The sequence below is a fragment of the Hydrogenophaga crassostreae genome, from assembly GCF_001761385.1.
GTDB classification, from domain to species: domain Bacteria; phylum Pseudomonadota; class Gammaproteobacteria; order Burkholderiales; family Burkholderiaceae_C; genus Hydrogenophaga; species Hydrogenophaga crassostreae.
This window is the reverse complement of the sequence record NZ_CP017476.1, coordinates 4,578,347-4,598,405: the sequence shown is the minus strand read 5'-3', so window position 1 is coordinate 4,598,405 and position 20,059 is coordinate 4,578,347. Positions and strand designations below refer to the sequence as shown.

General features: G+C 63.6%; 19 protein-coding genes. 6 read left to right on the top strand and 13 right to left on the bottom strand.

Going from position 1 to position 20,059, the window contains the following annotated elements:
• Nucleotides 1–87 precede the first annotated feature (87 nt).
• From LPB072_RS21285 to LPB072_RS21270, 4 genes are all read left to right on the top strand, one after another.
• Nucleotides 88–1,437 (top strand): dicarboxylate/amino acid:cation symporter, encoded by a 1,350-nt coding sequence (locus tag LPB072_RS21285; RefSeq protein WP_197508870.1) that lies wholly within the window; start codon nt 88–90, stop codon nt 1,435–1,437.
• A 227-nt stretch (nt 1,438–1,664) separates the two neighbouring features.
• Nucleotides 1,665–3,293 (top strand): BCCT family transporter, encoded by a 1,629-nt coding sequence (locus tag LPB072_RS21280; RefSeq protein ID WP_066091335.1) that lies wholly within the window; start codon nt 1,665–1,667, stop codon nt 3,291–3,293.
• Nucleotides 3,293–5,182, top strand: a complete 1,890-nt coding sequence (locus LPB072_RS21275) for a DUF294 nucleotidyltransferase-like domain-containing protein (RefSeq protein ID WP_231943335.1) — start codon at nt 3,293–3,295, stop codon at nt 5,180–5,182. Before LPB072_RS21280 ends, LPB072_RS21275 begins: the two co-directional genes overlap by 1 nt.
• Before the next feature lie 11 nt (nt 5,183–5,193).
• Nucleotides 5,194–5,940 (top strand): 3'-5' exonuclease, encoded by a 747-nt coding sequence (locus LPB072_RS21270; RefSeq protein ID WP_197508869.1) that lies wholly within the window; start codon nt 5,194–5,196, stop codon nt 5,938–5,940.
• A 15-nt stretch (nt 5,941–5,955) separates the two neighbouring features.
• Here LPB072_RS21270 and LPB072_RS21265 read toward each other — a convergent pair whose 3' ends face one another.
• Nucleotides 5,956–6,627 carry a class I SAM-dependent methyltransferase gene (locus LPB072_RS21265; protein ID WP_066091332.1) on the bottom strand — a complete coding sequence of 224 codons (672 nt, stop codon included), beginning with the start codon at nt 6,625–6,627 and terminating at the stop codon, nt 5,956–5,958.
• A gap of 183 nt (nt 6,628–6,810) precedes the next feature.
• Nucleotides 6,811–7,524, bottom strand: coding sequence for a YebC/PmpR family DNA-binding transcriptional regulator (locus LPB072_RS21260; RefSeq protein ID WP_066091330.1), 714 nt, complete (start codon nt 7,522–7,524; stop codon nt 6,811–6,813).
• A 175-nt stretch (nt 7,525–7,699) separates the two neighbouring features.
• Between LPB072_RS21260 and LPB072_RS21255 the strand changes: the two genes are divergently transcribed.
• Nucleotides 7,700–9,172: an RNB domain-containing ribonuclease gene (locus tag LPB072_RS21255; RefSeq protein ID WP_066091327.1), complete on the top strand. Its 1,473-nt coding sequence runs from the start codon at nt 7,700–7,702 to the stop codon at nt 9,170–9,172.
• Nucleotides 9,173–9,207: 35 nt separating this feature from the next.
• On the opposite strand, the gene LPB072_RS21250 is transcribed toward LPB072_RS21255, so the two are convergent.
• From LPB072_RS21250 to LPB072_RS21205, 10 genes are all read right to left on the bottom strand, one after another.
• Nucleotides 9,208–10,068 (bottom strand): F0F1 ATP synthase subunit gamma, encoded by an 861-nt coding sequence (locus LPB072_RS21250; protein WP_066091325.1) that lies wholly within the window; start codon nt 10,066–10,068, stop codon nt 9,208–9,210.
• A gap of 2 nt (nt 10,069–10,070) precedes the next feature.
• Complete coding sequence (locus LPB072_RS21245) at nt 10,071–11,603, bottom strand: F0F1 ATP synthase subunit alpha (RefSeq protein WP_066091324.1); 1,533 nt, start codon at nt 11,601–11,603, stop codon at nt 10,071–10,073.
• Nucleotides 11,600–12,346, bottom strand: coding sequence for a F0F1 ATP synthase subunit B family protein (locus LPB072_RS21240; RefSeq protein WP_066091322.1), 747 nt, complete (start codon nt 12,344–12,346; stop codon nt 11,600–11,602). Before LPB072_RS21240 ends, LPB072_RS21245 begins: the two co-directional genes overlap by 4 nt.
• 102 nt (nt 12,347–12,448) lie before the next feature.
• Nucleotides 12,449–12,703 carry a F0F1 ATP synthase subunit C gene (locus LPB072_RS21235; protein ID WP_066091321.1) on the bottom strand — a complete coding sequence of 85 codons (255 nt, stop codon included), beginning with the start codon at nt 12,701–12,703 and terminating at the stop codon, nt 12,449–12,451.
• Nucleotides 12,704–12,736: 33 nt separating this feature from the next.
• Nucleotides 12,737–13,408: a F0F1 ATP synthase subunit A gene (gene atpB / locus LPB072_RS21230; protein WP_066091319.1), complete on the bottom strand. Its 672-nt coding sequence runs from the start codon at nt 13,406–13,408 to the stop codon at nt 12,737–12,739.
• On the bottom strand, nt 13,405–13,695 hold the full coding sequence (locus LPB072_RS21225) for an N-ATPase subunit AtpR (RefSeq protein WP_066091317.1): 291 nt from the start codon (nt 13,693–13,695) through the stop codon (nt 13,405–13,407). Before LPB072_RS21225 ends, atpB begins: the two co-directional genes overlap by 4 nt.
• A gap of 19 nt (nt 13,696–13,714) precedes the next feature.
• Nucleotides 13,715–14,017 carry an AtpZ/AtpI family protein gene (locus tag LPB072_RS21220; protein ID WP_066091313.1) on the bottom strand — a complete coding sequence of 101 codons (303 nt, stop codon included), beginning with the start codon at nt 14,015–14,017 and terminating at the stop codon, nt 13,715–13,717.
• Nucleotides 14,014–14,481 (bottom strand): hypothetical protein, encoded by a 468-nt coding sequence (locus LPB072_RS21215; protein WP_066091310.1) that lies wholly within the window; start codon nt 14,479–14,481, stop codon nt 14,014–14,016. Before LPB072_RS21215 ends, LPB072_RS21220 begins: the two co-directional genes overlap by 4 nt.
• Complete coding sequence (gene atpD, locus LPB072_RS21210) at nt 14,478–15,923, bottom strand: F0F1 ATP synthase subunit beta (protein ID WP_066091349.1); 1,446 nt, start codon at nt 15,921–15,923, stop codon at nt 14,478–14,480. Before atpD ends, LPB072_RS21215 begins: the two co-directional genes overlap by 4 nt.
• Before the next feature lie 2 nt (nt 15,924–15,925).
• Nucleotides 15,926–17,080 carry an alpha/beta fold hydrolase gene (locus tag LPB072_RS21205; protein ID WP_066091309.1) on the bottom strand — a complete coding sequence of 385 codons (1,155 nt, stop codon included), beginning with the start codon at nt 17,078–17,080 and terminating at the stop codon, nt 15,926–15,928.
• A gap of 252 nt (nt 17,081–17,332) precedes the next feature.
• Between LPB072_RS21205 and LPB072_RS21200 the strand changes: the two genes are divergently transcribed.
• On the top strand, nt 17,333–18,754 hold the full coding sequence (locus LPB072_RS21200) for an NAD(P)-binding protein (RefSeq protein WP_066091307.1): 1,422 nt from the start codon (nt 17,333–17,335) through the stop codon (nt 18,752–18,754).
• 60 nt (nt 18,755–18,814) lie between these two features.
• Here LPB072_RS21200 and LPB072_RS21195 read toward each other — a convergent pair whose 3' ends face one another.
• Nucleotides 18,815–20,038, bottom strand: coding sequence for a saccharopine dehydrogenase family protein (locus tag LPB072_RS21195; RefSeq protein ID WP_066091305.1), 1,224 nt, complete (start codon nt 20,036–20,038; stop codon nt 18,815–18,817).
• Nucleotides 20,039–20,059 lie beyond the last annotated feature (21 nt).

Genomic DNA, 20,059 nt, shown 5'->3' with positions numbered 1-20,059 from the left:
TTCTGTCGAAGATCAATGGGCCAACAGCCACGGCTTGCTATCCTGACTTCATAACCCCGTTGTTTTGGCGGGGCGACGGAGTTGCCTGTGTTTTCTTTCCCCATTCCCATCACAACCGAACCTTCGATTGGCCGCCTCGCAATGCGCCTGAGCGGTTTTGTGCGGGCCCGGCTGTGGCTGCAGGTGTTGTTCGCCATGGCCGCTGGCGTAGCGACAGGGGTTGCCATCGGCCCGACGGGTGGCTGGCTGTCTTACGCGACGGCACAGGTGGTGAGCAACTGGCTGGCAATGCCCGGCTACCTGTTCCTGGCGATGGTGCAGATGATCGTGATACCACTGGTGGTCGCCTCCATCATTCTGGGCATGACCAGCTCACGCGACATGCAACAGTTGCGCAGCATGGGTTTGCGCACCGGCCTGTTCTTTCTCTTCACCACGGTGGTGGCTGCCGTGATCGGCCTGGTGATCGCCCTGGCGGTGCAGCCTGGCAGCTACCTTCAGGGTGCTGAGTTGCCTACCGCCACGGCCACGGCTGCACAGGCCACATCGGTGCCACCTTCACTGTCGACGCTGCCTTCGCAGATCGTGCGCATCGTGCCCACCAACCCGCTGCAGGCCAGTGTCGAACAAAACATGCTGCAGGTGGTGGTATTCGCCATCTTCGTGGGAGTGGCCCTGGTCACGATGGACAGCAGGCTGGCCAAACCGCTTGTGGATCTGCTGGGTGCCGTGCAGGAGGTGAGCATGGTGGTGGTGCGCTGGGCGATGTACCTGGTGCCGGCGGCGGTGTTTGGTTTGATGACGCAACTCACCGCACGCATGGGACTGGATGCGCTGCTGGGCATGGGGGTTTACGTGCTCACGGTGCTCGGCGCCCTGCTGCTGGCTTTCGGATTCCTGATGGTGCTCTATGCGGTGGGAAGGCGGCGTTCACCACTCGCATTTTTGCGCGGCAGCCGCGATGTGTTGCTGCTCGCGTTCTCCACCTCGAGCTCGGCCGCCGTGATGCCGCTGACCATTCGCACCGCCGAAGAATCACTGGGCGTACAGCAAGGCGTGGCGCGGTTTGTGATTCCGCTGGGCACCACCATCAACATGGCGGGCACCGCGCTGTATCAGGTCATTGCCACGCTGTTTCTGGCGCAGGTCTACCAGGTGGATGTGGGCTTGTCGGGCCTGTTGCTGGTGGTTGTTCTGGCTGTCGGTGCTTCCATCGGGTCCCCCGGCACGCCGGGTATCGGCATTGTCATTCTTGCCATGATGCTGGGCACCGTGGGCATTCCCGCAGAAGGCATCGCCCTGATCATTGGCGTGGACCGCATTCTGGACATGAGCCGCACCACGCTCAACGTGGCCGGCGATCTGGTGGCAGCGAGCGTGATCGACCAGCACACGGCGCGCGCTGAACCTGCCCCGCCTGCGCCAGAAGGCAACTGATTGGCTGCTCTGCCCGCCAAAGGCGGGGGGCAGGCTTCGCCCTCTTGATCGCTGCGAGCAGGAGACCCGCGCTCGCACACTGTCGCGGCTGTGTTGGTGGCGGGTGCTTATGCGTGTTAACCTCCCGTCCCTGCTGACGCATCGGGCGCTGGGCTCGGTTTCATGCTGTTCTTCGGACCCTCGATTGCTTTTTCGTCAGCAGTGCGACACCGTTCAGGAGAAGACCATTGAGTGATAAACACGATCCGATGAAGCCCGATGGCGACGTCAACCCGATCAGCACCGATTACAAAATCGGACAAGACAACATCGTCTTGAACCTCGGCCCCTTCGGGCTTGACATCCACAACCGCGTGTTCGCGATTTCTGCCCTGGCAGTGATTGCGTTTGTGGTGTTGACGCTGATGTTCCAGACCCAGGCCGAACCCATGTTCGGCAGCATCCGCGGCTGGCTCACGTCCAACCTCGACTGGTTCTTCCTCTCTGCGGGCAACATCTTCGTGGTGGTGTGTATTGCGCTGGCGATCTCCCCGTTGGGCAAGGTCAGGCTGGGCGGCACCAAGGCCACGCCCGACTACACCTACACCGGCTGGTTCTCGATGCTGTTTGCCGCGGGCATGGGCATCGGTCTCATGTTCTACGGCGTGTCTGAACCCCTGTCTCATTTCGGCAGCTCCATGGGCGGGACCGTTGTGGAGAACGGCGTTCGCACCGACTGGGCGCCGCTGGGTGCCGCCGCGGGCGATGCCGTGGGCGCGCGTCGCCTGGCCATGGCCGCGACCATCTTCCACTGGGGCCTTCACCCCTGGGCCATCTACGCCATCCTCGCTTTGGGCCTGGCGCTGTTCTCTTTCAACAAGGGTTTGCCGCTGACCATCCGCTCGGTGTTTTACCCCCTGCTGGGTGAGCGCATCTGGGGCTGGCCTGGCCACATCATCGACATCCTCGCGGTGTTGGCGACCATGTTCGGTCTGGCCACTTCGCTGGGTCTGGGCGCCTCGCAAGCCGCTGCCGGCCTCAACTACCTGTTCGACATCCCGTTGGGCAACACCACGCAAATCGTGCTCGTGATCGGCATCACCGCGATCGCCCTGACCTCGGTGCTGGCCGGTCTCGACGCGGGCGTGAAGCGCCTGTCGGAAATCAACATGGTGCTGGCCATCCTGTTGCTGGTGTTCGTGATCGTTGTTGGCCCCACGCTGGCCATCATGACCGGCTTCTTCAGCAACCTGGGCGCTTACGCGCAAAACCTGCCCGCGCTGGCCAACCCGTTTGGTCGCGAAGACGCCAACTTCTCCCAGGGCTGGACCGCCTTCTACTGGGCCTGGTGGATCAGCTGGTCACCTTTCGTCGGCATGTTCATCGCGCGTGTTTCGCGCGGCCGCACCGTTCGCGAATTCATCGTCTCTGTTTTGATCGTGCCTTCCCTGGCTTGCGTCTTGTGGATGACGGTTTTTGGTGGCACGGCGATCACGCAACTGGTCACCGACGGCTACAAAGCCGTGGCTGAAGCGGCGCTGCCGCTGCAGATCTTCCAGATGCTGGATGTCCTGCCTCTGGCGCAGATCACCTCTTTCCTGGCCATCGTGCTGGTCGTGGTGTTCTTCGTGACGTCTTCAGATTCCGGCTCGCTGGTGATCGACGTGATCGCCGCTGGCGGCAAGGTCGATGCCCCAACGCCCCAGCGCGTGTTCTGGTGCCTGTTTGAGGGGCTGGTCGCAATCGCCCTGATTCTGGGCGGTGGTCTGGTGGCTTTGCAGGCCATGGCCGTGTCCACCGGCTTCCCGTTCACGGTGGTGCTGCTGGTGGCCACGGTCGCGGTGGTCAAAGGGCTGATGTCCGAGCCGCGCGGCTGATGGAAGCCCCGGCCATGCAGGACGAGCAGCTCGAAATTCTGCAGTTCCTGCAGGGCCAACCGGCGTTTGCAGCACTGCCTGAAGAGGCGCTGCACCGTGTGGCCACGTCGGTGGATGTGCGCTATTTCAAGGCGGGCAGTTCCATCCTGGAGTCTGGCCAACCGGCCGAGTTCTGGTTCGTGTTGCGCAGTGGCGCCGTCGAGGTGTTTCGCCGCGATGGCACGCTGTACAACCGCCTGACCGAAGGCGGGCACTTTGGCGAAGCCGGCCTGCTGCAAAAGAAGAAAGTCCGTTTTCCAGTGGTGGCGTTGGAGGACACGCTGCTCTACCTGATTCCAGAGGCCATCTTCACCGAACTGTTCGACACGCAGGAAGCGTTCGCCGATCAGGTCGAAACCGAAGACCGGACCCGCCTGCGGCAGGTGGTTTCGCGGCGCGAAGAATCCAACCAATTGATGTCGGCCACGGTCGACACGCTGATCGGTCGCGAGCCGGTGACGCTGCCTCAGACCGCCAGCGCGCTGGATGCCGCGCGCTGCATGACCGAAGCGGGTGTGTCTTCTTTGTTGATTCTGGAAGAAGCCAGCGGCTCCGCTGAGCCGGTCATGGCCGGCATCATCACCGACCGCGACATCCGTACCCGCCTGGTGGCGGGCGGCCTGAACTACGATACGCCGGTGAGCGCCATCATGACGTCGAAACTGGTCACGGTGGAGCACAACCAGTTGGTGTTCGAGGCCATGCTGCAGATGCTGCGCCACAACGTGCACCACCTGCCGGTGATGCGCCACGGCGTGCCGCTGGGGGTGATTGCCCTGTCGGATGTGGTTCAGTACGAAAGCCGCAACAGCCTGTTTGTGGTCAGCAGCATCTTTCGCCAATCGAGCGTGGACGAACTCGCGGCACTGACCGCCGATGTGCATGCGAGCTTTGTGCGCATGGTCAACGAAGATGCCAGTTCGCGCATGGTGGGTTCCGCCATGGCCTTGATCGGGCGCAGCTTCAAGCAGCAATTGTTGGCTTTGGCCGAGGCCGAGCTGGGCCCGCCGCCCGTGCCCTATTGTTTTCTGGCGCTGGGTTCGATGGCGCGCAACGAGCAACTGCTGGTGACCGACCAGGACAACGCGCTGATTTTGGACAACCGGTTTGACCCGGCCCGGCACGACGCCTATTTCAGCGCGCTGGCCGCTTTTGTGAGCGATGGTCTGGCGCGTTGTGGCTACACCTATTGCACCGGCGGCATCATGGCGACCAATGCCAAATGGCGCCAACCCCTGAAGGTCTGGGAAGGGTATTTCAGCCAGTGGATCGAGCAACCTACCGCCGAGACTTTGCTGAGCGCCAACATCTTTTTTGATCTGGATGGCGTATGGGGCAAGACAGAATGGGCCGAGCATCTGCGCAAGTTCATCGCCCGCAAAGCCAAGGGCAATTCGCGTTTCCTCGCCAGCATGGCGCGCAACGCCTTGCTGCGCACCCCGCCATTGGGTTTTTTCAAGGACTTCGTGGTCGAAGCCGACGGCCGCCACAGCAAAGCCATCAACCTGAAGCGGCGAGGTACCGCGCCCATGGCCGACCTGATTCGCATCCACGCATTGGCGGTCGGCTCCCTGGCGCAAAACTCGTTTGAACGCCTGCAAGATGTGGTGGCCGCTGGCGTGCTGCCGCCGGGCCGGGGACAGGATTTGCATGACACACTCGAGTTCATCTCGACCGTGCGCATCCGCAACCAGGCCGACGATTTGACGGCTGGTCTGGAGCCCGACAACAGCATCGAACCCGACAAACTTTCCGCCTTTGAGCGCAAGAGCCTGCGCGATGCTTTTTCCATATTGGGCGATGCGCAGACCTACCTGAAATTCCGCTACCAACCCGGTCGATCGACCTGAGGCGGGCCGCCGTGTTTCATCCCAAACTGCTCAGCCAGCCGGGTGCCGTCGCCACGGCTGAAACCGATTGGCGCAAACGTTTTGAAGCATTGGCGCTGAGCGCTCGCGATGAACGGTTGCGGGCTTACTACGCAGCGGGCATGGTGGGTGGCGATACACCGCTGTCGGCGGTGCCGCTGATGGCGCTGGACGTGGAAACCACGGGGCTCGACCCCGTCAAAGACGGCATGGTCAGCATCGGCCTGGTGCCCATGAACCTGGAGCGCATCCGGGCCAGTGCTTCGCGCCACTGGATTCTGAAACCTCGCGTGCCGCTGGGTGAAGCGTCGGTCACCATCCATGGCATCACCGATTCCCAGGTGATGGCTGCGCCGGATCTCAAGCAAGTGCTGGGCGAGGTGTTGCAGGCCATGGCGGGCCATGTGCTGGTGGTGCACTGCCGCGATATTGAGCGCCAGTTTCTCAACGGGGCATTGCGCCCGCGCATCGGCGAGGGCATTGCTTTCCCGGTGATCGACACCATGGAGCTGGAGGCCCGACTGCACCGCAACCAGCCCAGGGGCTGGCTCAATTGGGCCTTGGGGCGCCATCCGCCGCAAGCCTCCATTCGACTGGTCGACAGCCGGGCCCGCTACAACCTGCCGCGCTACCGGCCGCACCACGCGCTCACCGATGCGCTGGCCTCGGCTGAGTTGCTGCAAGCGCAGGTGGCACACCGCTTTTCCCCCGACACGCCGGTGCGTGAACTCTGGTCTTAGCGGCGCGTGAGTTGCTCAGGTATCTGACGCGCCGGGCCAGGTGCCAGTGGCCATGTAGACACTGCCCATCCAGGTGTCGTGCCGCTCGAAGTGTTGCAGCCGTCTGGCCAGCTCGCCCCAAGGCTGGTTCAGGCCTTCCAGAGAGCTGACCGAATACAGGGCAGCGCCCATGACAAAACAGTTGACCGGCCCGGCCCATGGGGCGGCCCACTGGAGCCCGGTGGTGACCACGCGTGCGCCCGGTTTGAGGTGGGCGAGCACGTTGTCGATCGCCTCAGGGCAGCGCACGACGTCGTGCGTGAAATGAAATATCGCGGCATCGGCAAGCCCTTGCCAGCGGGCGTCTTCGGCAGAGGCTTGCAACAACACAACCTGCTGCCTCACGCCCATTGCATCGATGCGGGCCTGGGCTTTGTCGATCATTTCTGGGCACTGCTCGATGCCCACGACCTTGCCCTTGTCGCCCAGCCTCTCCAGCAGGTGCGCAAAGCTGAGCCCGGTGCCACAGCCCACGTCCAGCACCACCTCACCCGGTTGCAACTGAAGGCGCTCGATCGCCTCCAGACGCAGGGGTTCAAAGGGCTGCAACTCCAGGTCGTACAGGTCGGCCCGCACGCGGTATTGCTGCAGCGCCGTTCGGTGCGCCGTTTCTGAGACCGGCGGTTTGGCGTTCCGGGTTTTGACCATTTCGGATCCTTTGCGGTGTTGAACCCAAAGGGTAGTGGCCGTTGCCGCGGCTCACAAGGGGTCGGGCTGCGGTTTTGTGACCAACGGTCAATGCAGGGGCCGGTTTGTTGATGTGTATCAGAGGGATGCACGAATCACGAGGGCTGTTCGACCCCTCTGCGCATGCTCGCCGCCTCTTCCTGCTTAACCCGCCAGGCCGGCGTAAAGGTATTGCACGTCGTCGTGCTCGTCCAGCGCGGCCAGAAAGGCTTCCACCTCTTCCAGTTGCTCGGGGCTGAGGTTTGCCGGGTTCACCGGGTTCTTGGGGCGGTAGGCGAGCTGGTTGGCGAGCACGGTGAAGCCATGGTCGGGCAAGGCCTTGCTGACCAGATCGACATCGGCCGGGTCGGTGATGAAGCGCGTGGTGCCGTCTTCGTCGCCGGGCTCAAAGTCTTGCGCGCCGGATTCGATGGCGGCGAGCTCCGGGTCTGCATCGGGTTGTGCGGGCTCTGCTTCGATGTGGCCCACGTGGTCAAAATCCCAGGCCACCGAACCCGACGTGCCCAGTTGGCCCTTGCGGAACAGCACCCGCATTTCAGGCGCGGTGCGGTTCACGTTGTCGGTCAGGCATTCCACCATCACCGGTACCTGGTGGGGCGCAAAGCCTTCATAGATCACGCGTTCATAGTTCACGGCCTCGCCCGTGAGGCCAGCGCCTTTTTTGATGGCGCGGTCCAGCGTCTCTTTGGGCATGGACACTTTGCGGGCCTGTTCGCAAACCAGCCGCAGGCGCGCGTTGGCGGCCGGGTCGGCGCCGCTGCGCGCGGCAATCATGATGTCTTTCACCAGTTTGCCGAAGAGCCGACCTCTGGCGTTGGCGGCGATGTCTTTGTGCTTGGCTTTCCACTGGGCGCCCATGGTGCTGCTTTCTTGTAAGGTTGGAGGTTGAGGGGTGTCAGTGTAGTGGACGGGGTATTTTCTCAGCCAGCCTGTCGGGCACGAACAGTGGCCGGCAAGAAATGCGTGCATACCCCGTGACGCTGTGTATTTTGGCGCGCAGAATTGATTGCATTGCAATTGCTGAAGGCATTCCATGAACCATGCGTTGATCAACCACCGAACCAACCTTTCGACCCTGGCCGCATGGGCCATGTTCAGCCGGGGGCTGGAGCCGGAATTCCCTGTGGCGGCACTCGAGCAATTGGCCTCCTTCAAGGGCGCGGCCACAGGGTCTGGTGGAGGCATTCGTGATCTCACCGATCGGGACTGGTGTTCAATCGACAACGATGACTCACGCGATCTGGATCAGCTCTCGCTGAGCGAGCCGATGCCAAGGGGTGGGTTGCGGGTTTTTGTGGCCGTGGCCGATGTGGACGCGCTGGTGAAAAAGGGCACGCCGATCGATCAGCATGCGCAACTCAACACCACCTCGGTCTATACCTCGGCGCGCATCTTCCCCATGCTGCCCGAACGGCTTTCGACCGATCTGACCTCGCTGAACCAGGGTGAGGATCGACTGGCGATCGTGAGTGAAATGGCGTTCACTGACGATGGCGTGCTGGTGGAGTCGACCATTTACCGGGCCTTGGTGCACAACAAGGCGCAACTGGCCTACGACGCGGTATCGGACTGGATCGATGGCAAGGGTGAGCTGCCCGAGGCGGCACGGGCGGTTCATGGTCTGGACACCCAGTTGCGAGCGCAAGATGGCTTGGCGCAGAAGCTCCGGGTGCTGAGGCGGGCCGAAGGATCGCTGGAGTTCGAGACCTTCCAGCCCAGAGCGCAGTTTGACGGTGAGCGCATCATCGACATTCGCCAACAAGTGCAAAACCGGGCGCGCCAGTTGATCGAAGAATTGATGATTGCCACCAATGGCTGCACGGCACGGTACCTCGCCAGCAATGGGGGCCTCGCGCTCAGGCGGGTGGTGCGCTCGCCCGAACGCTGGCTGCGCATCGTGGACGTGGCCAAAGCCTATGGCGTGAAGCTGCCCAACCAGCCAGACGGCAAAGCCCTTGAGGCTTTTTTGGCCAGACAACACCGGGAAGACCCGCTGCGCTTTCCAGATCTTTCCTTGGTCATCGTGAAGCTGATGGGGTCTGGAGAGTACGTGGTCGAACGCTCAGATGAAACGCCCATTGGGCATTTTGGCCTGGCCGTTCAAGACTACATGCACTCCACCGCGCCCAACCGCCGCTTCCCCGATCTGATCACGCAGCGGTTGGTGAAGGCCGCGCTCGCTGGCGTCAAAACACCGTATTCCCCAGCGGAGCTGGTGGATATCGCCACCCATTGCACTGCCCAGGAAGATGCCTCGCGGAAGGTGGAGCGGCAGATGCGCAAGTCGGAAGCGGCTTTGCTGCTGCATTCGCGCGTTGGCCAGCGTTTCGCCGGCCTGGTCACCGGTGTGAGCGATCACGGCGTCTGGGTGCGGATCTTTGAACCACCGGTCGAGGGCCGGCTGACCGGTGATTTGCCTGAGTTGAGGGTGGGCAGGTCCGTGCGCGTGAGACTGGTGTCGACTTCAGTAGAGCGTGGCTTTATCGATTTTGCGCTGGAGCACTGACGTCGATCCTGTTTTCTGGTGTGCAGAGCAGGGGATCAGCCGCGTGCATCCTTGCCGCCCCTCAGGGCCTGCAGCCCTGCGGCGAGCTCCACGATTTCTTCGGTGATCGCCTCTTGACGCAAGCGGCGCGCATCGGCGGCGAGGTCTTCGGCCATGTGCGTGACGTTGTCGTGGGCTGCGGCCATGGCCTGCAAGCGGGAGAGGTTTTCAGCGCAATGGCTGTGCAGCAGGGCATGGGTCAGGCGGGCCGAAAGGTATTCGTCAATCAGCTGATCGAGCAAGCGCTGCGGCGCGAGGTGAATCAATGGGTTGGCGCCTTGTACGCGGTGCAACGTGTCCAGATCAAGCGGCAGCAGGCGTTGCCTGACCACTTCGAACTGGTTGCCTTCCCCCACCTCGGTGAACACCATTTCAACGTGGCTGGCGGGTTCGCGCGCCATCGCCTGTGCCAGCGCCGCCTGCAGCCGGTCGCTGGCGGGCACCACCGCATCCGCATGGGCGATCAGCGACCCCGACCATTCGGGCTCGATGCCTTGAAGGGGCGCGAGGCGCATGCCTTGTGCGCCCAGCAGCATCACCCGTTCGCGAACGATGTCGGGAACCGCTGACAAAACCTTGTCGCTCAGGCCGCCGTTGAACGCTTGCTCGGCACAGAACAAGATCCACAAGGGTCTGCGCCCTGTTGTTTGGGGTGTCGAACGGTGATCCGCCGGAACCAGCGCCAGCGCCTGCCCCATGGCGTTGGCAACGGCCCGGGCATAGGCATTGGTCCCTGCGATGAGCTTCCTGGCGTGTTCGGCCCGCGCCGCCGCCACGCCTTGCATGGCGCCCACCAGTTCACCAAAGCTGCTGACCGTGGCGAGCCGGGCCTGAACGTCGGCGGCGCGCTGTTCCATGCTCAGGCTGCGGACACGGGTGCCAGCAGTGGTCGAATGGCTTCTGCCAGCTTGTCGCGCTCTTGCGTGCCGACGGCAGACCGCACCGCCAGCCGCTGACCCAACTCCGGGTGTGCCGCCAATGCCTGTGCCAATCGGGCCACGGCGGGACCGATCTCGGCCGGCGCCGCGTTGTCGAGCAAGCCTTCTTGCAGTGCGATCACCAGGGCGATTTGCGTGGCGGCCGTCTGGGGTGCCAGGCGGGGTTGCGCCAGAGCAGCCCGGATGCGCCGCCCTTGATCGATTTGTTCGTGCACCTTGGGGTCGAGCTCGGTGCCGAACCGGGTGAACTGCTCCAGCTCCAGGAACTGTGCGTACTCCAGTCGCAACGAGCTCACCGCCTCGCGCATCAGCGGCGCCTGTGTCTTGCCGCCCACGCGGCTGACGCTTAAGCCGGTGTCCACGGCAGGCAGTTGCCCGAGATGGAACTGCTTGGCATCGAGCACGATCTGGCCATCGGTGATGGAGATCAGGTTGGTGGGAATGTAGGCCGCCAGGTTGCCGGCTTCGGTTTGCGCGATGGGCAGCGCGGTGAGCGAGCCGCCGCCCTGCTCCTTCGAAAGCATGGCGGCGCGTTCGAGCAGGCGCGCGTGCAGGTGAAAGATGTCGCCGGGGTAGGCTTCCCGTCCGGGAGGTTGTTGCATCAGCAGCGCGAGTTCGCGATGGGTGGCGGCGTGTTTGCTCAGGTCGTCGATGACCACCAGCGCGTGCTGTCCCCGGTCGCGAAAATACTCGGCCATCGAAAAGCCGGAAAAGGGCGCAAGCCACTGCAGGCCGGGCGCGGCGGTGCTGGCCGCGACGACGAAGATCGTGCGCTCGGGTGCCCCCAGGCGTCGCACGGCGTCGATCACCGCCGCGGTGGCTTCGGATTTTTGCCCGATCGAGATGTAGACACAAATCAGGTCGCTGTCGCGCTGGGCCAGCAGGGCGTCCACCGCCACCGACGTTTTGCCGGTGCCCCGGTCGCCAATGATGAGCTCGCGCTGACCCCGGCCGAGCGGAAACAGGGCATCGACGGCCAGCGTGCCGGTGTGCACCGGTTCGCGGACCAGCGCGCGCTGGATGATGCTGGGCGCAGGGCGCTCGGCGGGCAGGAATTCATCGGTTTCGATGGGGGACCCTTCGTCCAGCGGGCGCCCCAGTGGATCGACGACGCGGCCGAGCAAACCGGGCCCCACCGGAACCTGAACCACCCCGCCACCGCGCGTGACGCGCTGGCCTGTGCCCACACGATCCGGCTCATCGAGCAGCACGCAGGCGATGTGATCGGGCTCCAGACTGGCTGCGTAGCCCATGCGGCTTTCGGGAAAGTGCAGCAGCTCATTGAGCCGCACACCCGCCAGGCCCGTGATTTTGGCAATGCCGTCGGCCACGCTGTGCACACGACCGATTTCTTCGAATACCGGGGGACTCAGTGGCTTGGCCGAGACGCGCGCCCATGCGGCCGAGCGCCAGGGCGCCAACACCTCAGAGATGGGGGCATTGCGTTCGCTCATAGAGGGGCTTGATGCAGCTCGACCCGAGCAGCGGCCAGCTCGGCCGACCAGCTTTGTGAGAGCACACCGTGTTCAAAATGCAGTTCGGCGCCACGCAGCAGCGAGGGCAGGGTGTCAGACTGCAAAGCGATTTCGGTGTTCAATGCCTGGGTGAGCTGCTCCTTGACCTTTTGCAGCGTGGCTGCGCTGGGGGCCGTTGCGCAAACCAGTTTGACCGGGGCCGGTTGCGTGCTGCCCAGCCAGCGCTCCCGGTCTTGCGCCGGCGTGGCCTTGAGGTGTTCCAGCAATGCGTCAACGAATTCGCTGTCACCGACGGGCGTCGGGCTGCTGCCGATCAGGCGCGTGGCCAGATCCACAGCCATTGACGAAGCCTCGGTCATCAAGGCCCGACTGGCCAGTTGGCGCTCGTTGCCCAGTTGTTGCCTGGCCTCGGCCTGCTCGGCCTGGATGGCGGCTCTGGCGCTGGCCAGCAAAGCCAGCCGCTCGGCCTCGGCGCTTTGTCGGGCTTCGTTCAGCGCCTCGTCGCGGGTGGCGTCGATGGCGGCGCGCTGGGCGGTCAGCGCCTGGCTCTCCTGTTCGGCCTTCTGGCGCTCTGCCTTCGCGACCGCGAGCTCTTCTCTGATGCGCTGTTGCCGCTTGTCGATCACGGTCATCAGGGGCTTGTACAGCACCCACCGCAGCAATGCCAACAGCACCGCCAGATTGATCGCCTGCAGCAGCAGGGTCCATAAATCGAGGTGCATGGTGTCAGTCGACGTGTGTCCACCCGGGAGCCGCCGAAGTGACGCCGGGGTGGGCCATCGATAAATGGGGTGAAGCCTGGTGCTGCATGTTCACTTCACACATCACTTCACAAAAGGGTTTGCGAACAGCAGCAGCAGCGCCACGACCAGGCAATAGATGGCCGTGGTTTCGATCATGGCCAAACCGACAAAGAGCGTGCGCGAGATGGTGCTGGCGGCTTCAGGCTGGCGGGCCAGCGCGTCCATGGCAGCGGCCACGGAGCGGCCCTCGGCCAGTGCGGGGCCGATGGCGCCAAACGCCACCGCGAAGGCCGCGCAAACGATGCTGCCCAATTGAAGCCAGGTGTTGTTGTCCATAGGGATTCCTTTCGATTCGATTCAGAAGATGATTCAGGGTTCGGATTTGCCGGCCGCCGCGGCGATGAAAACCATGGCCAGAATCATGAAGATGTAGGCCTGTATCAGGCCAGTCAGCAGATCCAGTGCCATGAAGGGAATGGGCACCAGCAGACCGGCCAGGCCCAGCACCACAGCCGAAATGAACATGCCGCTCATGATGTTGCCAAACAGGCGCACGGTCATGGAGAGCACGCGGGTGACCGCCTCCAGCAGGTTGAGCGGCAGCACAAACAGGTTGGGCTGCGCGTAGCTCTTCATGTAGCCCCACACGCCATGCCGTTGCACACCCCAGCCGATCACCGCGAAGAAGACCGACAGCGCCAACACGAGATCGGTCTCCAGCGCTGCCGTGGGCGCCTCGGCACCCGGAACAAGGCCGGTGAGGTTGGCGAACAGGATGAAGAGAAACAAGGTGCCGATCATGGGCAGGAACGGCTCGGGATCGAGCTTCATGGTCGACTTCATTTCGTCGCGCAGCGTGGTGATCATCAGCTCGGCAAAGGTTTGAACCCGGCCCGGCTTGTCGACCGACAGGCGCCGCGTGACCCACCATGACAGCAGCAGCATCACCGCCATCACGCCCCAGGTGGTCACCACCGGCCGGGTAATCAGCACTGGGCCCATCTGCCAGACCAGATCGTGATCGAAAGGATTGGTTTTCATGGTTGAACCTCACCGGCCTCTGCGCGACGCGCCTGCCTGAGCAGCACAACCCGCGCGGCCACCATGCCCAGCGCCAGCGCCAGCAGCGGCCAGGCACCGAAGCGAACCGCCCACCAGCAAGCACCCACGAGCACGGCGATGCGCAGGAGTTGCACCGCCAGCGCGATGCCCCATCGGGGCCTCGGTGTGCTGACCAAACGCTGGCTGAGCCAGCGCAGCGAGCCAAAGTGCCACAGGCCCACCAGCAGGCCCAGGCCGCCAAAAAGAAAGAGGTTCATGGGATTCATGGTGTCGATTCCTTGCGTTTCACTTTTCGTGCATCCAGCGCCAGGCCGACCAGCCGCCGAGCAATATCCCGCAAAAAAGCAGTGCGGCGGTGAAGGTGATGCCGCTGGCCAGCCAGCGGTCAATCCAGCGACCGATCCAGACCCCCAGCAGCGCGGGCACCACGATGATCCAGCCGAGCACCCCCACGGCGGCAAACTGTTTGGCCAGCGATGGCTCACCGTCGCGCAGCCAGCGCTGGGCCGACCCCGCACGGCGGCGCACCTGCTCCAGCAGGGCGCTGCTGGTGTCATCGCCGTCTTCGGGCCGATGGTCTTTGTTCATGGCCACTCGCCTTGAGGAAAAGCGCCACCAGGCTTGGGGCGCACCAATTCGCGCAAGGTGCGCACTTCCAGTTGCCGCACTTGGCGGCGCGCATCGTCTTCGGCTTGTTGGCGCTGGATGAGCTGCGCCAGCACCTCGTTTTCCAGCTGCTCCAGATCGTCGCCCGGAATGGCTTCCCGGGTGGCAACTTCCAACTCAGCGCCTCGTCGGAGCGTCATCACACCGCGGCGCACGGCGCAATGGTGCCAAACCTCATCGCGGTCCTGCCAGCTCACCACCCCCACACCCAGCACGGTCAGGAAATCGGCGTGACCGGGCCACAGTCCAAAGCCACCGCTTGCGTCTTCGGCGCGCAGCGATTTCACCCCGGTGGCATCCACGATCACCTGACCCAGGCTGCTGAGCAGGAGGTGCAGGCCATCGGCGTTGGGCCACTTGGGCGCTTCTGGTTGGAGGGAAGTCATTTCGCGACCCTGGACCGGACATCGTCGAGATTGCCAGCCATGAAAAAGGCGCTCTCGGGCCAGTCGTCGCCAACGCCATCAAGAATGGCGCGGCAGCCTTTGAGCGTATCGGCCAAGGTCACCTGCCGACCGGGCTTGCCGGTAAACGCCTGGGTGACGGCAAACGGCTGGGTGAGAAATCGCTGCAGGCGTCTCGCACGGCCCACCAGGCGGCGGTCTTCAACGCTGAGTTCGTTGATGCCCAGCAAAGCGATGATGTCCTGCAGCTCGCGGTAGCGTGCGATGGCCTCGCGCACATCCCGCGCCAGATCGCAATGCGCCGCACCCACCACCAGCGGGTCGAGCAACACGGACTGCGAAGCCAGCGGGTCGATGGCCGGGTACATGCCTTCGGCGGCCAGCGCACGCGAGAGCATGATGCGGCTGTCGAGGTGTGCGGCGATGGTGGTGACCGCCGGGTCGGTGAAGTCATCGGCGGGCACATACACCGCTTCAATGGCCGTGACCGATGCATGTTCGGCGCAGGCGATGCGCTCTTGCACAGCCGCCACTTCGCTGGCCAGTGTGGGCTGGTAGCCGACCCGCGAAGGCAGCCGCCCCAACAGGCCGGACACCTCCGCCCCCGCCTGCACAAAGCGGAACACGTTGTCCATCAGCAGCAGCACATTGCGCTGCTGCTCATCGCGGAAATACTCGGCGATGGTGAGCGCGGTCAGCGGGGTGCGCCAGCGCGCACCCGAGGGTTCGTTCATCTGGCCGAACACCAGGGCGCTGTTGGACAGCATGCCCGAGTCGTGCATGTCGAGCAGCAATTCGTGGCCTTCGCGGCTGCGCTCACCCACGCCGGCAAACACCGAAATGCCCTTGTAGGTTTCGGCCATCACATGGATCAGTTCCATCACCAGCACCGTCTTGCCCACGCCCGCACCGCCAAACATGGCCGCCTTGCTGCCCAGCGCCAGGGGCGCCAGCAGGTCGATCACCTTGATGCCGGTTTCGAACACCTCGACCGCCGCTCGGCGTTTGGACAAGGGCAAGGGCGCCTGGTGGATCACCCGCCGGGGCGCGTCTGCCGCGATCGGGCCCAACCCGTCACCCGGGCGGCCCAGGACGTCGATCAACCGGCCCAGCAGGGCCTCGCCCACCGGCACGGCCAGCGGTGCGCCGGTGTCGCGCACGGATGCATGGCGCGCCAGGCCCTGGGTTTCTTGCAGCGCAACGGTGCGCACCGTGCACTCGTCCAAGGCGGCTTCCACTTCCAGAACGAGGGGCAGGGGTTCGTCCCACAAGACCTCCAGCGCGTTGTGAATCGCGGGAAGCTGGCCCGGGGTGAATCGAACATCGACCACGCCACCGCGCACCGCCACCACGGTGCCCAGAGGCGGCTCGATGGAGCCGCCTCTGGGTGTCGAGATGGCCGGTTGCACCGCAGCGCTGTCCATGGTCATGGGCTGGGCGCAGCGCCAGAAGATTGCGCGGCGATCCACTGTGCGATCGGGGGCCAGTGTTCTTTCAACGTGCGTGCACCCATGAAGAGGCCAATGTGCCCACCGGGAATGGTTTTCTGCTGAATCTGACTGGCTGGCGTGCCCACCAGTTTGGCGGCATTGAGCACTTGTTCTGGCGTGGTGATGTCGTCGCTCTCGCCCGCCAGCAGGTAGAGCGGGCAGGTGATCGCGCGAAGATCAAGCTTGCGGCCCAGTGCCACGAATGCGCCCTTGGCCAGGCGGTTGTCCTTGAACAGTTGCTGAATCACCTGCAGGTACCAGCGGCCCGGCAGGTCGATCGGGTTTTCATACCAGCGCTCAAACGTTTCTTGTTTGGCCAGGTAGGCGGCGTCATCGATGTGCTCGTACAAGTCAATGTGGTCTTGCATGTAATGCTGCTCGGGGTGCATGTTTTTCCAGCCTTGCAGCATGAACTTGCCCTGCATCAGGCCGCCACCCAGCCCCACAAGTTCCTCGTAGAACGAGGCCGGTGACTGGTGCACCATCTTGCGAATCGATCCGTTGCCGGCATCGGTGTCGATGGGGGCACCGGCGAGCACCAGAGAATTCACCTTCTCGGGAAAACGCGCGGCCAACATGGTCGATACCCAACCGCCCTGGCACAGACCGACCAAATTCACGCGGCCTCCCAGATCGTCGATCGCGACCACCATTTCTTCGAGGTAGTTGTCGATTTCGAGATCTTTCATGTCGGGGGTGGCCGATTTCCAGTCGGTCAGCGCGACGTGGGCGATGCCATTGGCCAGCAAGGTTTCGACCAGGCTCTGACCCTTGTGGTAGTCGGCGATGGACGCGGTATGCCCGGCATGGGGGGCGTCCACCACGGTAGGGATGCCCTGGCCCGGGGTGCCGTACTCACGCAGCACCATGGTGCGCAGGTCAAGCCGCGTGCGGTGGGGCGTGGCCAACTGGGGTCGCTGGTGGCTGTGGATGAGGATCTCCTCTTCCACGAAATGGAGGTTTTTGGCGTAAAGGGCCGTGCCCTGTTGCATGAGGGAACTGGCCATGGCCATGGGCCAGAAGGCCGGCACACTCATCCAGGCGGCGCTCCCTGGTGTTGGGGGAGAGGCGGCTTCCGGTTTGTGTTTCATGTGGACATGATGGACCCAGAAGCTGAGTCGAGGCTTAATCTGGATCAAACCTTTTCAAGTTGATGGGCTTTGGATCCTGCGCAGAGCCCATGAGTGGTGGAGATTCAATGCTCCAGATTGTGTAGCGTTCATGGGTTGGGCGAGTCGCCATCGCGACCGCCGGTCTTGCCCTGACCATTTGGGTTGCGTGGTACCGTCTGGTACCAATCCATTTTTCAATGGTCAGAACAAGCATCCACCCGGAGACAAAACATGACAAAACAGGCAACGGACTACCTGATCATCGGCAGCGGCGCAGTGGGCCTGGCATTCGCCGACACCTTGCTCGACGAGGCCCCTGATGTCCACATCACCATCGTGGACCGCCATGGCAAGCCCGGTGGCCACTGGAACGATGCCTATTCGTTTGTCGCGCTGCACCAGCCTTCGTCTTTCTACGGGGTCAACTCGATGCCACTGGGCAGCAACCGCAAAGATGAGATGGGGGTGAACAAGGGCCTTTACGAGCTCGCCTCGGGGCCTGAGGTCAGCGGCTATTTCGAGCGGGTGATGCACCAGAAACTGCTGCCCAGTGGCCGTGTCAGTTACCACCCGATGAGCGACTACGTAGGCGAGGGCCGTTTCGTTTCGCTGCTGTCGGGTACCGTCTCTGAAGTGGATGTGCGCCGGCGGGTGGTGGATGCCAGTTATTTCGCCACCCAGGTGCCATCAACCCGAAAGCCCAGATACGCCGTGGCCGCCGGTGTGCGCGTGGTGCCGCCGAATGCCCTGCCCGATCTGTGGCAAAAGCCCGAAGCCCTGCCCAAGCATTTCACCATCGTGGGCGCAGGCAAAACCGCCATGGACGTGGGGGTCTGGCTGCTGAAATGCGGGGCCCGTCCCGACAGCATCAGCTGGGTCATGCCGCGCGACTCGTGGCTGATCAACCGCCAGTGCGTGCAGCCCGGCATGGAGTTTTTCAAGGAAGTGATTGGTGGCCAGGCCGACCAGATGGAGGCCTTTGCCGCCGCCACGTCGGTGGATGACCTGTTCGCCCGGCTGGAGGGCTGCGACCAGATGCTGCGCATCTACCCCGACCAGCAGCCGTCGATGTTCCACTACGCCACGATTTCCAAAGGCGAGGTGGCGCTGCTGAGGCAGATCCGCCAGGTGGTTCGCAAAGGCCACGTGCAGTCCATCGACGACGAAGGCCTGCTGCTCGATGGTGGCCGCGAACCCATGCCGCCCGGCACCCTCTACATCGACTGCTCCGCCTCGGCCGTGGAACAGCGGGCACCGCAGCCCGTGTTCCAGGATGGCAAGATGGTTTTGCAACTGGTGCGTGCACCCCAACCCACCTTCAGTGCCGCGTTGATCGCCTATGTGGAGGCCCACTTTGAGAACGACCTGCAAAAGAACCAGCTGTGCATGCCGGTGCCGTTTCCGGTGAACCTGGCGGGCTACCTGACCTCGACCGCCGTGAGCACGATGAACCAGGTCAACTGGTCGCAGGACGAGGCCTTGCGCGCCTGGGTGCGCAACAGCCGTCTGGATGGCTTTGGCAAGCTCATGGCCTCGGCCGACAAGGCCAACGCCGAGCACCAGGCCATTCTGGGACGTCTGCGCAGTGTGGCCAGGGCCGCCATGGGCAATGTGCAAAAGCTCATGGCCTCGGCGTCACCGGCCGCGCACTGAAGGCCCTGCCCGGATGCCTGCGCCGCCCCCGGGCCCTGGCGGCCTGTTTGAAGCGGGCTTTCAGTCGGCTTCGATCGCGAAGCTCAGGCCTGCACGGTCTTGCAGGCGCTCCAGCAGGGGCAGGCCCATGGCTGCGCCCGGTGTCCACACACCACCGGCTGCTTTCGGCAGCGCGTCCTCGTTTGCCAGGCACAAGGCCGCTTCACTGATCAGCTTGCAGGTGGAGGCGTAGCCGGGATCCCGATCGCCCTTCACCGTGGCCTTCAGCACGCGTCCGTCGGCAGTTTTTCCCACGAACAGCACTTCATAGTGACCCTTCTCACGCTGCTCCAGGGTCGGGCCTTCGCCGGGTTTGGGCAGCACGAAACGGCGAATGAGTGCGCGGGTCGGGCCGATGGCGAGCAAGATGTTCTGCAACTTGTCGTTGCGCGCGGCCTTCTTGGCCCTTAGCTCGCCTTTTTCACCTTTGCCGGTGAGCATGCGCTCGCTGTAGATGAAATCGGTGCCCCAGGGGTGGCCGAGCAGGGCGTGGGTGCGGTGCACGTTTTTGGTGTTGATCGGGGCCATCACAAAGGGCGATGTCCAGCTGTTGGCCAGTTCGTCCCATTCGGCGATGTGGTCGTTGGGTTGTCGCGGGCCTTTGAAGCCGGGCACCAGCGCGAAGGGGTTGCCCAAGATCTTGATGAGGGACTTGTCGCGGCCCACGGCTTCCATGGTGGCCAGCAGGCTGGCGGCGGTGCCGCCCGAAGGCCCGCCCTTGATCACCTTGACCCGACCGTGCACACGGGTGAGTGGTTTGCCCAAGCGCTGCTGGGCTTCGGTCTGAAGGAACAGAACGCCCAGGTCAAACGGGATGGAGTCGAACCCGCAGGAGAACACGATGCGCGCGCCGCTGGCCGCTGCAATGGGTTGCAGTTGTGGAATCTTCTGTGCCATCCAGCCGGGTTCGCCGCACAGATCCACGTAGTCGGTGCCGGCTTCGGCGCATGCCAACACCAGCTCGTTGCCCACCATCTGGTAGGGCCCCACCGTGGTGATCACCACGCGGGTTTGCGCCACCAGGGATTTGAGTGCGGTGGTGTCGCTGGCGTCGGCCACCAGCAGCGGCAAATCGGGGCCGATGCCCAGCTCATCACGCACCCGCTTCAGCTTGGCTTCACTGCGCCCGGCCATGGCCCATTTCACCGTCTGGTCCACACCATAGGTTTTGTGGAGGTATTCCGCCACCAGGCGCCCGGTAAATCCCGTGGCACCGAACACGATCAGATCAAATGTTTTTTGCATGCCCGAATGGTGGCACAGGGG

Excerpts from the sequence above, each read along its gene's own strand:
- LPB072_RS21235 (WP_066091321.1), bottom strand. The coding sequence starts at position 12,703 with ATGGACAACAACACCTGGCTTCAATTGGGCAGCATCGTTTGCGCGGCC.
- atpB (WP_066091319.1), bottom strand. The coding sequence starts at position 13,408 with ATGAAAACCAATCCTTTCGATCACGATCTGGTCTGGCAGATGGGCCCA.
- LPB072_RS21240 (WP_066091322.1), bottom strand. The coding sequence starts at position 12,346 with ATGCACCTCGATTTATGGACCCTGCTGCTGCAGGCGATCAATCTGGCG.
- LPB072_RS21220 (WP_066091313.1), bottom strand. The coding sequence starts at position 14,017 with ATGAACAAAGACCATCGGCCCGAAGACGGCGATGACACCAGCAGCGCC.
- LPB072_RS21195 (WP_066091305.1), bottom strand. The coding sequence starts at position 20,038 with ATGCAAAAAACATTTGATCTGATCGTGTTCGGTGCCACGGGATTTACC.
- LPB072_RS21260 (WP_066091330.1), bottom strand. The coding sequence starts at position 7,524 with ATGGGCGCCCAGTGGAAAGCCAAGCACAAAGACATCGCCGCCAACGCC.
- LPB072_RS21250 (WP_066091325.1), bottom strand. The coding sequence starts at position 10,068 with ATGGAACAGCGCGCCGCCGACGTTCAGGCCCGGCTCGCCACGGTCAGC.
- LPB072_RS21225 (WP_066091317.1), bottom strand. The coding sequence starts at position 13,695 with ATGAATCCCATGAACCTCTTTCTTTTTGGCGGCCTGGGCCTGCTGGTG.
- LPB072_RS21200 (WP_066091307.1), top strand. The coding sequence starts at position 17,333 with ATGACAAAACAGGCAACGGACTACCTGATCATCGGCAGCGGCGCAGTG.
- LPB072_RS21255 (WP_066091327.1), top strand. The coding sequence starts at position 7,700 with ATGAACCATGCGTTGATCAACCACCGAACCAACCTTTCGACCCTGGCC.
- LPB072_RS21205 (WP_066091309.1), bottom strand. The coding sequence starts at position 17,080 with ATGAAACACAAACCGGAAGCCGCCTCTCCCCCAACACCAGGGAGCGCC.
- LPB072_RS21245 (WP_066091324.1), bottom strand. The coding sequence starts at position 11,603 with ATGAGCGAACGCAATGCCCCCATCTCTGAGGTGTTGGCGCCCTGGCGC.
- LPB072_RS21265 (WP_066091332.1), bottom strand. The coding sequence starts at position 6,627 with ATGGTCAAAACCCGGAACGCCAAACCGCCGGTCTCAGAAACGGCGCAC.
- LPB072_RS21215 (WP_066091310.1), bottom strand. The coding sequence starts at position 14,481 with ATGACTTCCCTCCAACCAGAAGCGCCCAAGTGGCCCAACGCCGATGGC.
- LPB072_RS21275 (WP_231943335.1), top strand. The coding sequence starts at position 3,293 with ATGGAAGCCCCGGCCATGCAGGACGAGCAGCTCGAAATTCTGCAGTTC.
- atpD (WP_066091349.1), bottom strand. The coding sequence starts at position 15,923 with ATGGACAGCGCTGCGGTGCAACCGGCCATCTCGACACCCAGAGGCGGC.